Origin of the sequence: Paralcaligenes ureilyticus (genome assembly GCF_004346225.1) — a bacterium.
Lineage (GTDB): Bacteria > Pseudomonadota > Gammaproteobacteria > Burkholderiales > Burkholderiaceae_B > Paralcaligenes > Paralcaligenes ureilyticus.
This window is the reverse complement of record NZ_SMAJ01000001.1, coordinates 299,328-313,985: the sequence shown is the minus strand read 5'-3', so window position 1 is coordinate 313,985 and position 14,658 is coordinate 299,328. Positions and strand designations below refer to the sequence as shown.

13 protein-coding genes and 1 pseudogene are annotated in these 14,658 nt (G+C 57.3%); 10 read left to right on the top strand and 4 right to left on the bottom strand.

The genetic code is table 11. The features are described 5' to 3' along the window. The first annotated feature begins 69 nt into the window (after nucleotides 1-69). Together EDC26_RS01465 and EDC26_RS01460 are read left to right on the top strand one after the other, a co-directional pair. Nucleotides 70-699 (top strand): hypothetical protein, encoded by a 630-nt coding sequence (locus tag EDC26_RS01465; RefSeq protein ID WP_132579472.1) that lies wholly within the window; start codon nucleotides 70-72, stop codon nucleotides 697-699. A gap of 422 nt (nucleotides 700-1,121) precedes the next feature. After that, nucleotides 1,122-2,036, top strand: coding sequence for an aldose epimerase family protein (locus EDC26_RS01460; protein ID WP_132579471.1), 915 nt, complete (start codon nucleotides 1,122-1,124; stop codon nucleotides 2,034-2,036). Nucleotides 2,037-2,108: 72 nt separating this feature from the next. On the opposite strand, the gene EDC26_RS01455 is transcribed toward EDC26_RS01460, so the two are convergent. The 3 genes from EDC26_RS01455 to EDC26_RS01445 all read right to left on the bottom strand — a co-directional run bounded on the left by EDC26_RS01455 (nucleotide 2,109) and on the right by EDC26_RS01445 (nucleotide 5,478). Further along, complete coding sequence (locus EDC26_RS01455) at nucleotides 2,109-2,930, bottom strand: N-acyl homoserine lactonase family protein (protein WP_132579470.1); 822 nt, start codon at nucleotides 2,928-2,930, stop codon at nucleotides 2,109-2,111. 110 nt (nucleotides 2,931-3,040) lie between these two features. Next, a complete protein-coding gene (locus tag EDC26_RS01450; RefSeq protein ID WP_132579469.1) occupies nucleotides 3,041-3,721 on the bottom strand; it encodes a GntR family transcriptional regulator in 681 nt (226 codons plus the stop codon). Nucleotides 3,722-4,104: 383 nt separating this feature from the next. Further along, a complete protein-coding gene (locus EDC26_RS01445; protein ID WP_132579468.1) occupies nucleotides 4,105-5,478 on the bottom strand; it encodes an MmgE/PrpD family protein in 1,374 nt (457 codons plus the stop codon). Between the two features lie 147 nt (nucleotides 5,479-5,625). On the opposite strand from EDC26_RS01445, the gene EDC26_RS01440 reads away from it, so the two are divergent. From EDC26_RS01440 to EDC26_RS01415, 6 genes and pseudogenes are all read left to right on the top strand, one after another. Continuing rightward, nucleotides 5,626-6,039 (top strand): carboxymuconolactone decarboxylase family protein, encoded by a 414-nt coding sequence (locus EDC26_RS01440; RefSeq protein ID WP_132579467.1) that lies wholly within the window; start codon nucleotides 5,626-5,628, stop codon nucleotides 6,037-6,039. Then, nucleotides 6,039-6,953, top strand: a complete 915-nt coding sequence (locus tag EDC26_RS01435; RefSeq protein WP_207915035.1) for an NAD(P)-dependent oxidoreductase — start codon at nucleotides 6,039-6,041, stop codon at nucleotides 6,951-6,953. The genes EDC26_RS01440 and EDC26_RS01435 overlap by 1 nt, the downstream gene beginning before the upstream one ends. A gap of 74 nt (nucleotides 6,954-7,027) precedes the next feature. Further along, a complete protein-coding gene (locus tag EDC26_RS01430) occupies nucleotides 7,028-8,029 on the top strand; it encodes an ABC transporter substrate-binding protein (protein ID WP_132579466.1) in 1,002 nt (333 codons plus the stop codon). Nucleotides 8,030-8,099: 70 nt separating this feature from the next. Next, nucleotides 8,100-8,888 carry an ABC transporter ATP-binding protein gene (locus tag EDC26_RS01425; protein WP_132579465.1) on the top strand — a complete coding sequence of 263 codons (789 nt, stop codon included), beginning with the start codon at nucleotides 8,100-8,102 and terminating at the stop codon, nucleotides 8,886-8,888. Beyond that, nucleotides 8,881-9,751, top strand: a pseudogene (locus EDC26_RS01420) (ABC transporter permease). The gene EDC26_RS01425 and the pseudogene EDC26_RS01420 overlap by 8 nt, the downstream one beginning before the upstream one ends. Continuing rightward, nucleotides 9,748-11,127: an MmgE/PrpD family protein gene (locus EDC26_RS01415; protein WP_165930869.1), complete on the top strand. Its 1,380-nt coding sequence runs from the start codon at nucleotides 9,748-9,750 to the stop codon at nucleotides 11,125-11,127. The pseudogene EDC26_RS01420 and the gene EDC26_RS01415 overlap by 4 nt, the downstream one beginning before the upstream one ends. 341 nt (nucleotides 11,128-11,468) lie before the next feature. Here the strand turns inward: EDC26_RS01415 and EDC26_RS01405 are convergent, their stop codons facing one another. Further along, entirely contained in the window at nucleotides 11,469-12,356 is an 888-nt protein-coding gene (locus EDC26_RS01405) for a sigma-70 family RNA polymerase sigma factor (RefSeq protein ID WP_132579463.1), read from the bottom strand. A gap of 318 nt (nucleotides 12,357-12,674) precedes the next feature. Here EDC26_RS01405 and EDC26_RS01400 point away from each other — a divergent pair, with 318 nt between their 5' ends. Next, complete coding sequence (locus EDC26_RS01400; RefSeq protein WP_132579462.1) at nucleotides 12,675-13,298, top strand: nitroreductase family protein; 624 nt, start codon at nucleotides 12,675-12,677, stop codon at nucleotides 13,296-13,298. A gap of 181 nt (nucleotides 13,299-13,479) precedes the next feature. Next, nucleotides 13,480-14,487, top strand: a complete 1,008-nt coding sequence (locus EDC26_RS01395) for an MBL fold metallo-hydrolase (RefSeq protein ID WP_207915034.1) — start codon at nucleotides 13,480-13,482, stop codon at nucleotides 14,485-14,487. Nucleotides 14,488-14,658: the final 171 nt, after the last annotated feature.

The window sequence follows — 14,658 nt, the reverse complement described above, 5'->3', positions numbered from 1 at the left end:
CCGAGTTGCTGAAAAGGGTTTGACCGTGTGGGAGGCCAAGGCTGAAGTGATTCCTTCGAAGGTTGTGTAATGAAAATTAAAAGACTCGAACGCATGCGTGATTCACAGCGGGCATATCATCGCCAGTGTAAATGGGCGATGGAAGATGGTATCTACGCGCCCCATTCGTATGAGGAGACACCGCCCGATGCGTGGTCTTGGTGGGACGACGTAGGCTTCATCCTGGGAGGCCGGCGCGTCATCGTTTGGTGGATTCACCCACGTCAGAGCTATGCGGACGAGATTGGCGAGCGTGCCTGGAGCGAAGCTGGAGATCCGCCGCGCGAGGGCGGATTCTTTGGCGATTCCACGCCGAACTATAAGCGTGTCGGCCGCTCGCGCAAGAAAATCATCAGCTACACCAGGCAGCCAGCACAGGGCGAATTGCGCCAGTATTACGACAAGCTGGACGCTGTCACGAAACGACTGCAGCACGACGGCATTGATTTTGAGGTTAGCCCCAGTTGGCGTCGTGAACGTCTTTCATGGGCCACAGGGGTAGCGCTTGTTGCACCTTTGGAGGTGCGAAATGAGGCGGAGCTTAAAACCGTAGCCGATCTTGCACGCAGGCTTCTCCGAGGCGAGACTACGCTGGACCGCGAGTTTCCGGATTATTGTTATGGTAAGGAGCAGTGGCTCGCAGAGCAGGCGCGTGGTTAGGCCCATTCTTGACGTAGGACGAATGGCACGGATGTTGACTATTGGAGCTATATGAAACGGTACGCATGGTACGCCTCCTGTCAGTTGCGGTGCTTGGCGCATTGCGAGGCACACTTGACACGGGTGCCGGCATAGGAAATGCTCACCTACGGATGGGGCAGCCGATCACTACCAAGTAGCAGCTGTATTTTGACATATGCCTGACATATGTGTACTGCTGGCGCTACAGATGCAGGCCGCTTCAGCCGACGCTGGGAGATCTGCTTACCAGTACCCTCGAATTTGATGCCTTGTTCGCCGCCGTCGTCCGCGCAGCCCAGGCCCGTCGTGTAGACGCGTTGTCCGGGTCGCACTATAGTGTTTGCCTGCGGCCGCCGATTTTTGGGCGCCGGCCGATTCCCCCCGTAAAACCGCGAGTGTGCATGGCTTCCGCAACCCCTGAAACCCCCGACATCATTCACTTGGACGACGCGCGCGCTTCGATCGCGCTGGCGCCATCGGCCGGCGGCCTGTTGATGCAATGGACGGTCGACGGCAAAGACATCATCCACTGGCCGCGGGATCCGGACTGGACACCTCCCCACAGGATACGCGGCGGCGATCCGCTGCTGTTTCCGTTCATTGCCAGGCATTATGTGGACGGCAGGCTCGGCTTCTGGAAGGATGCGGCGGGCGTGGTGCGCGCCATGCCCATGCACGGCTTTGCGCGCGACCTGCCGTTTGGCCACCGCGTAGACGACGATGGCCTGGGCGTGGTGCTGACGCTGCAGGACAGCGCCGCCACGCGCGCCATGTATCCCTTCGGCTTTGTTTTCGCCGTGCATTATCGCCTGTCGGGCGCCACGCTCGAGGTGCGCCTGGTGACCACCAACACGGGCGCGGCGCCCATGCCCTACTATCCCGGGCATCATTTCTATTTCGATCTGCCAGCGCGGCATCGTGGCGACACTATGTTGCACCTGCCTGCGAATACGGTGCAGCAAGCGAGGCCCCATGGCGGGGTGACCGAGCCCGTGCCGGGGGCGACTGCTTATTCACTGGCCGATCCGAAATTGCTCGACCGTTTCCATGTGCTGCACGAGCCCGGGTTCGTGCATCTGGACATGCCCTGGCGGGACGCACGGGTCACGCTCGACCTGTCCGAGACCGCGTGTCCCTGGTATGCGGTGACGACCTGGACGGAAGGTCCCGATTCCGATTTCTATTGCGTGGAACCCTGGCTCGGCCTGCCCGATGCCATCCACCACGGGCAGGGCTTGCGCTGGCTGCAGCCGGGGCAGACCGAAGAGGCCCTGTGCCGCCTCAGCGTCTCGGCGTTTTCGAGGGATGCGTCTTGAAGTTTCTACGTATCCGCAACCGGCTCAGGCGGTTGTTCGGCCATCTGCCCGTACGCCGGGCGCCAAGGGCGCTTATTCGGTCGAATGATTGGGGGCCGCATCCAACCGGACCACTTTTCCGGCGGTGTCGGGCGACAGGGCAGGGTACCGCCGCATGACCTGTGGGTCGTGACCAGGAATAATGTGTTGGGACGAGTCGGCCAGACGTCGCACCAGCTTGTGGCCTTCCATCATGTCGCCGACGTTATAGACGATGGGAAACGGTATCTGGCGATCGATGTTTCCGTAAAGGTGAGTGGCGTCGGACGCAATAACCACCCAGCCGCGTTGGGTCCAGACACGGACAACTTGCAGGCCCATCGTATGGCCTCCAACCAGATGCAGCGTCAAGCCGGGCGCCAGTTCCGCATCGCCGCGATGGAACTCCACCTGGCCGCCATAGAGCTTGCGAACAAAGCTGACTGTGTCTTCCACATTGAAAGGGTGGCGCAAGGCTGGATGGCACATGCATCTGCCCGTTGCGTAGGCTGATTCTGCATCCTGGATATGGAACTTAGCTTTGGGGAACTGGTCCAGAGTGCCCGCGTGGTCGTAGTGCAGATGAGTAAGAATGACGTGTTCGACGGTTTCGGTGGCCACCCCGAGAAGAGCCAGGCCATCTTTGACCGAGATGAGGATCTCGCGCCCGCGTTCCCGTGCCGACTGCTCTTCGAAGCCAGTGTCGATGACATATATCTCGCTGTGGCGCCTGGCCACCCATACATAATAATCAAGGTCAGACTCGGCATCATGGAAGTCAACGGTGCCCATATAGTTGTCCTGCGCCTTGCGGCCGCCATGGCGCGCATATCTGATGGCGTAGAGTTCAAATGGCGCAATGCCTTGAGTATCCATGGGTTTGTCTCCAGGGTCCTGTTTAATAATGGGCCAGCGGGCTGGCGCGTAGTCTTGTTGTTCCGGGTGGCCGAAAATTGCCTTAGGCCTTTGGGCGGGTTGCTTCCTTCTTACTGGCGTAACAGCGTGATCGCGATGGCCGATGCGTTTCGGACGTGGCGGCTTCCCGCCTTGCGAGCGGCCTTCTCATCTTTAGCCTCAAGCGCCTTCAGTAGCTCGCCCAATTCAGCAAGGCTTTTGTTGGCGCGTCCAGGTGCCGCCATGGACATCGAACGTAGCAGCATGATCTGCGAATTGAGCAGGCGTAGGCTATTGGACAGCGCTTCGTTGCCCGCGCCATTGAGCAAGCATCGGTAAAAATTATTCTTGGCTTTCAGTTGACCCAACGGATCAACTTTGGTATGCGAAGCTTTAAGATCCGTGTAGGCCTTTTTCAGGGCCTTGAGGTGATCCGGTGTGGCGCGTTCGGCGAAAAGCTGGCTGGCCAAGCCTTCAAGCTCTTCCCGTACCCTATAGATGCCGTCGGCCTGTTCGGGTGTGATGGTCTCGACGACTGGCCCGCGATGCGGGATGACTTTGATCAATCGTTCGGTTTCGAGTTCGCGCAGCGCTTCACGCACCAAAGTGCGACTCACGCCCGTCATCTCGCACAGTTCTCGTTCAGGCAGGCGATCCCCTGGCAGAAAGCGGCGCGCCAGAATGGCATTGCGTATGCTTTCCGTAACGCTATGGCGCAACACCGCTGCGACACGATGCACCTTGAAATCATCATCCGCATCTTGGGGCTTCATATTATTTCTCTGTATTTAGCGAGCGTTAAAAAAGGTGCGCACGTCTCAGGCGCTTGGTTCCGTACCTGAAACGTGCATAGATGCCAAGTTTAGTCCAGCCGCCGCCTTTTCCTTCGCCCTGTTGTTTTCCAAGCTGTCGGAATTGGCCAGTATCGCCCAGCCGTTTAGACCTGGGGCGAGCGCCATGAGGGCGATCTTCCGACAATGCTGAAGGTCAAAATATGTATTAATTCGATAATTCAATAATACAATATTAGGTAAAAAATCACAATGGCCGACAGAATAATTGCTGTGTGTTCGACTGGTAACTCTGCATGTGTTTGCGGGCATCGTGCTTTGGCCGGCGCAGCAGGCAAAATAATAGGTATGTTCAATAGGCATGCTCAATTAGGCGCTTCGGCCAGTCTGGCCAGGCGTCCCATGTCTGCAGCATCTTCCATGTCCCAGACAGCCTGGATCAAACGGCCGGCGTCGCATCCCGAGCGCCCATAGCGGCAAAGGTCGCGCAGTTTGGCTTCTATTTCATCGTCTGTCAACGGCCGCTGCAGCGACCCCCGCGCCATTTGCACATGCTCTTGCTCGGTCGACTGATCACGGAATCGCAGCATGACTTTGGCGCTGTCTATTGAGTACGTTTCATCGTCATGGAAGCGTAGGAGCGATCCTAGCGCACGCAGCTTCGGGTCACCGACGGCCTGGTCGGAGAACGCGTCCAAACCTGCGCTGCCGCGAAGCAAAGAGACTGGCACGGCGTGCTGGGCGCTGACCTGTGATTCGCGCCCCGTCTTGATATCCGGTCGATCGGTGCGCTGGCGCAGCAAAGGGTGGCCGGTGAGATCAATGGATTCGATCGTGTCGAGCCTGCGTGGATCAATGCGGGCGGACAATGCCAGACATGCATCCAGCACGGGGTTGAGCACCACTCCGCAGGGGTAGGGCTTGTAGGCTACCTTGGCGATTTCCCAGCTTTCACCCAAACTCCGGGTCACGGCACTGAAGTTCGGCTCGTCGCCAAAAACTCGGAGAAACCCGTTTACGCCTTCCAGCGGCTGTGCCGGGCCATCGAAGCCCTCCTTGGCCAGAAGCGCCGCCAGCATGCCATTGCGGGCCGCGTTGCCCACACTGACGCTTTTGGACATGGTTCCCAGGGATTCCACAAGTCCTCCGGCCTGGCAGGCTGCCGAACCCAAAGCCCAGCATAGCTCGGTGGGAGTCAATTTCAGCGTCTTTCCGATGGCCATGGCGGAGCCGAATACGCCACAGGTAGAGGTAATGTGCCAGCCTCTGTTGTAGTGGAAGGGGGAGATGGCAAGGCCGATACGGCATTGGGCCTCGACGCCGAGCACAAAGGCCAGCATGAAGTCCTTTCCCGAAAGAGGCTGGGTTTCGCTAAAGGCGAACAAGGAGGAGGCGACGGGCGACGTCGGGTGAATAATGGTTGGGATATGCGTGTCGTCGTAGTCGTACACGTTCGCGCTCATGGCGTTCAATGCCCCGGCGTTAAGCATGTCCAGTCGTTCACGCCGGCCAACCAGTGTGGCTTGGGGGCCGGCGGAGAAGCGCGCATAAGTCTCTACGGCGCGATCCAGGGTGGGGTCGTTGCAGCCCGCTAGAGCCACCGCAAAATAATTCAGCACCGACCGCTTGGCCTCGTGACGGATGTGGTCGGGGATCACTTCCCATGAGGCATCGCTGATAAAAGCGGCGAGTTGTGCCGAGACTGGACTTGATGGTGCTGCTGGCGTTCTGGTTTCCATGAGGTGATTGCGTTCCTGTCAGTGGGAGACATCAATGTAATACTGAAAAACTATATGTAGATTGTATTACGATATGATTGACAGATTGTATTTTTATAATCATACTTCGCCGTATTTCCTCGTCACCCATTCAGGAGCCAAAACTTCATGCGCAAAGAATTCAACACCGAGCTGTTTGCCAAAGGCTTGAAAAACCGCCAAGAGGTACTCGGCGCCGAGCACGTGCAAAAATCCCTCGACGCTGCCGACGATTTCACGGCGGACATGCAAAAGCTGGTCACCGAGTGGTGTTGGGGAGAGCTCTGGGGGCGGCCGGGTCTGGACCGCCGCACGCGCAGCATCGTTAATTTGTCGATGTTATCGGCCCTGAATCGGCCGCACGAAATCCGACTGCATGTGCGTGGCGCGCTTAATAATGGCCTCACCCAGGATGACATCAAGGAGATCTTCCTTCAGGTCGCGATTTACTGCGGCGTACCCGCCGCTCTAGACGGCATGAAGGTTGCCGCAGAAGTCATCGCCGAGGAAAAGGCGAAACGTAAACCGGCTGGAGCAAAATAATGGCCTTGACGAAACCCAAAATTGGCTTCGTGGGCGTCGGTGCCATGGGCGCGCCCATGGCTGGGTGCCTGCTCAAGGCGGGCTACCCGCTTGCTGTCTTCGACAACAACCCAGACCGGACAGCCGCCTTTGCCAAAGATTATGGCATCAAGCCCACCGACACGCTTGCCGCACTGGGCAAAGAGTCTGACGTCATCATAACGATTTTGCCTAACAGCGCCATCGTGCAGGACGTACTGTTCGGTCCGCAAGGCCTGGCCGCCAGCTTGCGGCCCGGCACGGTCGTCATCGAGATGACCTCGGGCATTCCCAGCCAGACGGTGGAGTTCAGCGAACGACTTGCCCGACAAGGGGTCGTTTTGTTCGATGCACCGGTCTCGGGCGGCGTGCCCAGGGCCCGAACGGGCGAACTGACCATTATGGCGGGTGGAGAAAAGGCTGATATCGACGCCGCCATGCCTATCTTGAATGCGTTGGGCAGCGTCATCAGCATCGGGAAAGTGGGTACCGGCCATGCCATGAAGGCACTGAACAACCTGGTGTCGTCCGCGGGATACCTGATCGGTATCGAGGCGCTTATCATCGGCTCGCGTTTTGGTATAGAACCGGAAACCATGGTGGATGTCTTAAATGTGTCAACGGGCATGAACAACAGCACACAGAAGAAGTTCAAGCAGTACGTGCTTTCGCGTAAGTTCAATTCAGGCTTCGCCATGAGCCTTATGGTCAAAGACTTGAACATCGCTCTGGGTATTGCGCATGAGAACAACGTGAATGCGCCATTCTCGGATCTGTGTCGCAACCTATGGGCCGGCGCCAGCGCCGTATTGGGCCCTCAGGCCGATCACACCGCCGTCGCGTTGCTCAGCGAGCAGCTCGCCGGTATCCAGATAAGTAAGCCCCCATCGCCGTAGCACCTTATCTGTCGGCGTATTCCAGGCCGGCGAATAATGCAGGAGGCGCGGTACAACCACCAAAGGAGAAGACAATGAAAAAGCAAATTACCATGGTTTTACTGGCTGCCGCGGGGCTAATGCCCCTGGGCGCAAATGCTGAAGTCAGTAAGCTGAATATCCCGCTGGGGGCTGGCGGGTTCGGATTTTTACCGCTTTACATGATGAAAGAGCACAAGCTCATCGAGAAATACGCCGAGAAGGCAGGGCAAAAAGTGACGATCAGCTGGGCCAATATCGGTGGGCCTTCGGTGATGATAGACGCCTTGCTGTCGGGTTCCGCCGACTTCATCTCGGCTGGCCCACCTTCCTTCCTGCTTTTGTGGGATCGCACCAAAGGCACGGCAAACGTCAAAGGCGTGGCGGCCATCAGTTCCATGCCCATGTATCTGAATACACGCGTACCGCATTTGAAGTCTATCGACGACCTGAAGCAAGGCGACAAAATTGCAGTCACTTCTGTAAAGTCGTCCATTCCGTCTATCGTGATGCAAATGTACGCCATGGAAAAGTACGGCAAGGACCAGGTGTTCCGCTTCGACCCCTATACCGTCACCATGAAACACTCCGATGCCGCGGTGTCGCTGATATCGGGTAGCGGAAACATCGCCGCGCATTACGCATCATCGCCGCTTGCCCAGCGCGAAATGAAAACAAAGGGAGTGCGCACTATCCAAAATTCAGATGACGTCATGGGCGGGTCAACCACGTTTACCATGGTATCTACAACGACTGCCTTTCACGACAAAAATCCCAAGATTTACGCCGCGTTCGTAGCTGCGCTTCAAGAAGCGCAGGATATGATCAAGGCAGACAAACAGGCTGCAGCCAAGGTGCTTATTGCCTCCATGGGCGGTGGCGGCGACGTCACTGAAATGGTCGCAATCTTGAACGACCCGTCCACCAAGTACACCGCCAAACCAGAAAAAGTCATGAAGTACGCAAAGTTCATGAACGATATCAAGACAATAAAAAATCGGCCCGAGACGCTCGCCGATCTATTCTTTCCCGGCCCTGCCATTTCTGCCGGTAACTGACAAACAGGAACAACACATCCGGTCGCGGTCGGATGTGTGACGTCCAAAAAATGCCTGGAGACAGTCTTTCATGCCTCAAACCGCGACACCTTTGCTGTCGGTTCAAGGGGTCACCCTGCGCTATCGCACCAAAGATCACCTTGTCACCGCAACCTATCGGGTCAGCTTCGATGTTTACCGCTCCGACCGTTTTGTTATCGTGGGGCCGTCGGGCTGCGGCAAATCCACATTATTGAAGGCCGTTGGGGGCTATCTGCGCGCGGTTGAAGGGCAGATAAAACTGAACAATCAGGAGATCGTCAAACCTGGGCCCGATAGGGTCATGGTGTTCCAGGAGTTCGATCAATTGCTGCCCTGGAAAACCGTCAAGGAAAACGTGGTATTTGCGTTAACCGCCAGCGGACGCCTCAAGGGCAAGGCCGCTGAAGAAAAAGCCTTGCACTATATCGACAAGGTAAATTTGTCGGCGTTTGCCAATAGTTATCCTCATATCCTTTCAGGAGGAATGAAGCAACGCGTGGCCATCGCGCGCGGCATGGCCATGGAACCGGACATTTTGTTAATGGACGAGCCTTTTGCCGCACTGGATGCATTGACGCGCGCCAAGATGCAGGACGAGCTCCTGCAGTTGTGGGACGACACCCGGTTTACCGTGCTGTTTGTTACGCACTCCATATCCGAGGCCGTCAAGATCGGTAGCCGTATTTTGTTGCTAAGCCCCCATCCCGGCCGGGTTCGAGCAGAACTGCACAGCGAAGGTGCCGACACCAAGGCACCCGATGGCAGGCGGCTCGAGGAGCGGATCGAAGAACTGCTCTTTAAAGAGGCCGCAACGCAAGGGGGAATTTCGCATGACTGATGCAATATCAACGAGGCCAGCTTACCGCGATGAGATCATCAATACCTTGGAAGAAGAAGATTTCGGCATCATCGAAAAGCCGTTAAGCGTTTGGGAGCGCATTCTGGATAACGGCGTTTTTCGCAAGGCCGTCATGCTGTTGATGCTGGCCATTGTGTGGGAGGCCTACGCCAGATGGTCTGGAAATCCCTTGCTCTTTCCTACCTTCGCCTCCACGATGCGGGCATTTTTCTCGGGCATTATGTCGGGCACGCTATTGTTGGCAACCTGGACGTCAATTGCGCTATTGCTGCAAGGGTATGCCGTGGGCCTGCTGATAGCCGCGCTGTTCACCGCTTTTGCCAGTGCAACCCGCGTGGGTGCAGATCTGCTTGACATCCATGTTCAACCCCCTGCCTTCCATTGCCTTGCTGCCGCTATCGATGATTTGGTTTGGGCTGGGCAACGCCAGCATTATCTTTGTCCTGGTTCACGCCGTCCTGTGGGCCGTTGCACTAAATACTCATTCCGGGTTCCGCTCGGTCAGCCTGACTTGGCGCATGGTGGGTCGCAATTACGGGCTATCGCGTATGGGCTATGTCTGCAAAATATTGGTTCCGGGCGCCTTCCCCAGTATTTTGACCGGCATGAAAATAGGATGGGCTTTTGCCTGGCGTACCCTGATCGCCGCAGAGCTTGTATTCGGTTCCAGCTCCGGGTCGGGCGGCTTGGGCTGGTATATATTCCAGAACAAGAACATGCTGGATATACCCAATGTATTCGCCGGTTTGCTCACCGTAATTCTGTTCGGCTTGCTGGTCGAGAACCTGATCTTCCGCGTCCTGGAGCGGCGCACTATCGGACGCTGGGGTATGCAAACTTGAGGAACAGCACGACCACTATCGCCCAAGTCCTGGCCAGCTTCGTTTCCGGCATTCGATCCAAGGACATTCCCGCGCTCGCGATCGAACGCGCCAAAATGAGCTTGGCCAGCACCATAGCCAGCGCAGCCATGGGGTACGAAATCGCTTCGTCCCGCATTTTGCGTACGCTGGAGCTGGAAGACGGCGGGGCAGGGCAAGCCACCGTTTGGTTTGAGGGCAGCCGCCTGCCTTTGTCCAGAGTGGTCAGGGTAAACGCCGTCGCCAGCGACGCGGCGGCATCGGACGACAGCGACCTGCGCAGCATCGCCCATATCGGCACCATAGTCTCCACCGTCGCCGTCGCTTTGGGCGAATACACGGGCAGGTCAGGCCAAGACCTTCTCGCCGCCATGGCGCTGGGCTACGAAGTGGCAGGCCGAATCGATGAATCGTTAACACCTGGCCGCATGCAGCGCGGCTTTCACGGATCGGTGTCAACCGTATTTGGCGCAGCCGTTGCGGCCGGCCGCCTGCTTGGCCTGGATTCGGGCCGCATGGCTCACACCATCGCGCTTGCGGCCACGTCCATAGGCGGCATGGCCGTGGCCGCCGACAATAGCTGTGCCCGCGAATATCATGCCGGCAACGCAGCCATGATAGGCGTGCAGGCGGCCCTGGCCGCCCTACGGGATTTCCAGGCGGATTTGAGCATTCTTGAGACCCCACGTGGATTTCTTAGCGCGATGAACGGCCAGGCCACCGAGGACATTACTCGGGGCCTGGGAGACGACTGGGATATCGTCACCGATATGGCCATCAAACTCATGCCTGGCGCACATCCGTTTCATGCCACGGCCGAAGCGGCGGCCGCCGCGGCTCGAATTGGCAAGGTTATTCCCGATGACATTGAGCGGGTCACCATTTCCGCGGCGGTGCAATGGACCAATTTCAAAGGCGAACCGCATCCACGCAACCTCGTCGATGCCGCACACAGCCTGGTGTATTTCGTGGCGGCATCAATCGTGGACGGAAAGTTCGGCTGGGACGCCATGAGCATCAGCAAGATGGCGGACTCCGTTATCGCTCGCGTTCAAGATAAGGTCGTGTTCGACCCGTCGCCCGCTCCGCTGCCCGACCGCTTCCCGCATCGCCACGGCGGCAGCGTCACCATCCTGTTAAAGGACGGTAGGGAATTCGCGAGCACTTGCGTCGCACCGCGAGGCTCCGGTCCACGCGGTGTGCTCTGGGATGATATCAACGCCAAGTACCGGCGCCTGGTTCCTTTGGGCGGAGTAGGGCCCGCGCAGGTGGAGGACAGTCTGTCTTTGCTGCACGAATTCGACCAGCAGGCGGATGTTGGTGCGTTGACGCGTCTGTTGACGCGCGGCAGCGATTAGAAAATTCTGCCGTTAACGTTCGGTCGGTCTAAACGGGCGGGCAACACCGCTGGGCGGAGATGGCATAAATGCGCATCACGCCGCCGCGTGTGCGCCGCGACGTTCTATGAAAGCATCAGCGCTAACATGGAAGCGTTCGACCAGGGCTGCGATCTGGCGTGTGTTGGGCATCCTGCGGCCCGCCAGAATCTCGGAAATCACGCTTTGGCTAGAAGCTGGAAAGCAACCGCAGTGGTGGGAAGAAATGATTGAGTATGCATTTGTTCTTAGGTGTTTGAGGCGTTGGGCGATGCCTAGGCTGCAATGAGTATTCCCCGCAGAGGCCTGTTCGCTTGAGGGGTTTATGTGGGCGGAAGCAATTGAGGGATGTGGTTTGTATCAAGCAAGCAGTAAATCTCGCTGATCTGACCGGCAGAGATGCTGAAAGCCATGATCGCGACCGGGAGTTTCCCAACTCGCACGATGACCCCAGTCGATCCGTTGACCTGTACCGGCTGAAGCGCCGCGCCAGCAACGGCGAACGTTTTCGCCCGGTTTGCGACTTCCCGTGCGCCGTGAATGACCGCCGTGGCTGCCGGGCGGGTTACGCCGCCGTCCGCACGGAACACGACATCCGGATGTAGGATCTTCAGAAGCTCGGCAAGGTCGCCATTCTGCGACGCTGCGAAGAACGCGTCGACGATCCGCCGCTCGGCGACGGGATCGCAATCGTTGGAGCTCCGTCTGCCGCTTCGGGTGCGGCGGCGTCCGCGGCTGGCAAGTTGCCGCGCTGCGTCGACACTGCAATCCAGTAGCGCCGCGATTTCGGAATAGGAACGATCGAAAAGGTCGTGCAACACGAAGGCAACTCGTTCAGAAGGGGACAGCGTTTCGAGTACAACTTGAAGAGCGAGCCCTACCTCCTCTGCTAGCTGCACGTCCTGTTCTGGACTCGAGTTATCTGTCACGCTGACAAGTAAGTCCGAAACAGTCGGGTTTGCAGCGTCTTCGTGCCGCGTCTTTCGCGCACGTAATTTGTTCATGCAAGTCCGGGCAACGACAGTGGTCAGCCATCCCTCGGCGTTTTCAACTTCTTCCTGCTTTTCCAGATCGAATAGTCTGATTCGGATCCAGACGTCCTGTAATACGTCTTCGGCATCCGCAGCGCTGCCCAGCATGCGATAAGCGAGCGATTTAAGCCGTGGTCGGCTGGTCTGCAGGCGATCTGTTAGCAATTGCGTCGAGGTCATCGGTCACATCCGGAGTGGTACACGTGTCATGAGTATGACGCTTCTGGCCCCTTAAATGTGACATGGAGTTTTGGTGACAAGTTCTTTGGACGCTACTGCGCAGCCATCTCCCCGAGGGAGAACGGACTGTGGAGACCATGGAAACCCAAAGTCAACGCAAGGGAAGGTGTGTCTGTGGTGCGAAGAAGCTGCCGGGACGCACTGCCTGCACAACATGACCGAGAGAAGTGATTCATCGTCAGAGGCAAAAACAGTGAATTCTCAAAATCCGGAAAATCCCAAGTAGCAGCCCGCAACGCATTGGATTCATTCGAAATCATGAATAAGCCAGCTCAAACGACATACCCCATTCACGACTTGCTTAGGCAGCGTTGGACACAGCGCGCCTTTTCGGATCGCGCGATCGAAGTGGAAAAGCTTCGGTGCTTGTTCGAGGCAGCCCGGTGGGCTCCTTCCTCATTTAACGAACAACCCTGGCGGTTCATCATCGCCACACGGGACCAACGGGGTGAATTCGACAAAATGCTCTCGTGCCTGATGGATAAGAACCAAAGATGGATCAGGAGCAGCGGCGTACCATTTCTCATGATTGGGCTATCGAAGAAGACGTTTACCTACAACGGTAAGCCAAACCGCGTGCACACTCACGACATCGGACTGTCCATGGGCAATTTTTTGATTCAGGCGACGGCCATGGACTTGTTCGTATGCCAACTACAGGGGATTCACCTGCGACGGGTGACCGAGCTCTATCTTGTGCCTGAGGATTTTGAACCGGTCATCGGCTGCGCCGTGGGCTATCCGGGTGAATTGCTTCGCCTGCCCGCGGAATTTCATGAGCGAGAAATACAGCAGCGTATCCGCGCAGATTTTAAAGACTTCGTATTTGAGGGAACGTTTGGCAGATCCGCAAAACTATTTACACGAGGTGAAAGCGCGTAATTGTCGATGGTTGCATCATCAACGGTCACGGCTATACGGATGTTTCTTTTCCAGGTGGTTTGGCCAGTAGCAATGTACATTGCTGAGCAATTCACATTTTCTGGTCGTATACTAATTGATGTGCGTGTACACATCCGTGATTCAGAGGGAAACCCGAAGGATGACAAGTCAGGTATTACTCATGCTGGCCCCTAACTATTCGGCCGACCTGGTGCCCACTGCCGCGCGTGATGCGGAAGGTGAAAGGAGCCGACATATAGCGCGCCGGACAGGGCGTCAACACCTGCTTCGGCGATTCATGGTGACAGCGGCACTGGCGCTCTTGATTACGGGTGTCGCGCCGAACGTATTCGCCCAAGTCGTGCGGACCCCACCAGAAGCAAGGACCTTCGAGCTCGGCGCACTCAAGATCTCGGTGTTGCGCGACAGTGCCCTGGTCTTTCCCAACGATGGCACTATTTTCGGCTTCAATGTGGGCCCTGCGGCCGTGGCCGAGGTACTCCGCAAAGCCGGGGCGCGAACGGACACGATCCGGCTCGACGTCGACACCCTGCTGGTGCGGACGCCGAAACATCTCGTGCTGATCGACGCTGGGTACGGCGTGGCTGGCCGCAGCGTTGTACAGCAGAGTCTGGCCTTGGTTGGGGTCTCACCGGGCGAGATCACCGACATTCTGATTACCCATGCCCATCCCGACCACATCGGCGGCCTCGTTGATGCGCAGGGCCACCCCGCCTTCCCGAAGGCCACGATCTGGATGTCCGCCAAGGAGTGGGCATTCATGCATCACGAAGCCGACGCCCGCGCCGAGGTTCCAGTAATTGAAGCGCAGGTCAAAACATTCGAACCCGGCCACCAGGTCCTGCCGAGGATCACGTCTATGGCGTTGCCCGGCCATACGCCCGGACAGGTGGGTTACGAGATCGTTTCGCGGAGCGACAAGCTGATCGATACGGGTGACATCGTCCACAGTTCGATCATCTCATTGGCGGAGCCCGAGTGGACGCTCGCGTGGGATTCCGACAAGAACGAAGCCGTCAAGACGCGCCGCCATGAACTGCAGCGGTTGGCCAGCACACATGAGCTCATGTTTGCGCCGCATTTCCCCTTCCCAGGGGTAGGCTGGATCGAGCCGGCCGACGATGGCTTTCGTTTCCAGCCTGCTCGCCGAGTGGATGAGCGTCGGTAATTCCTGACGTTATTAGGCATCCAACGAATCGGAGAAGGCTGTGAGTGTAGATTGAAATAGGTAAAATAAGTTATTAATCAATGAGTTAACGTATTTTAGCGAAATCAGTCAGAAGTGGTGACTGTACCTGTACTGTACCGAAATAAGGTGTGGCGGTACAGTTCGGTACAG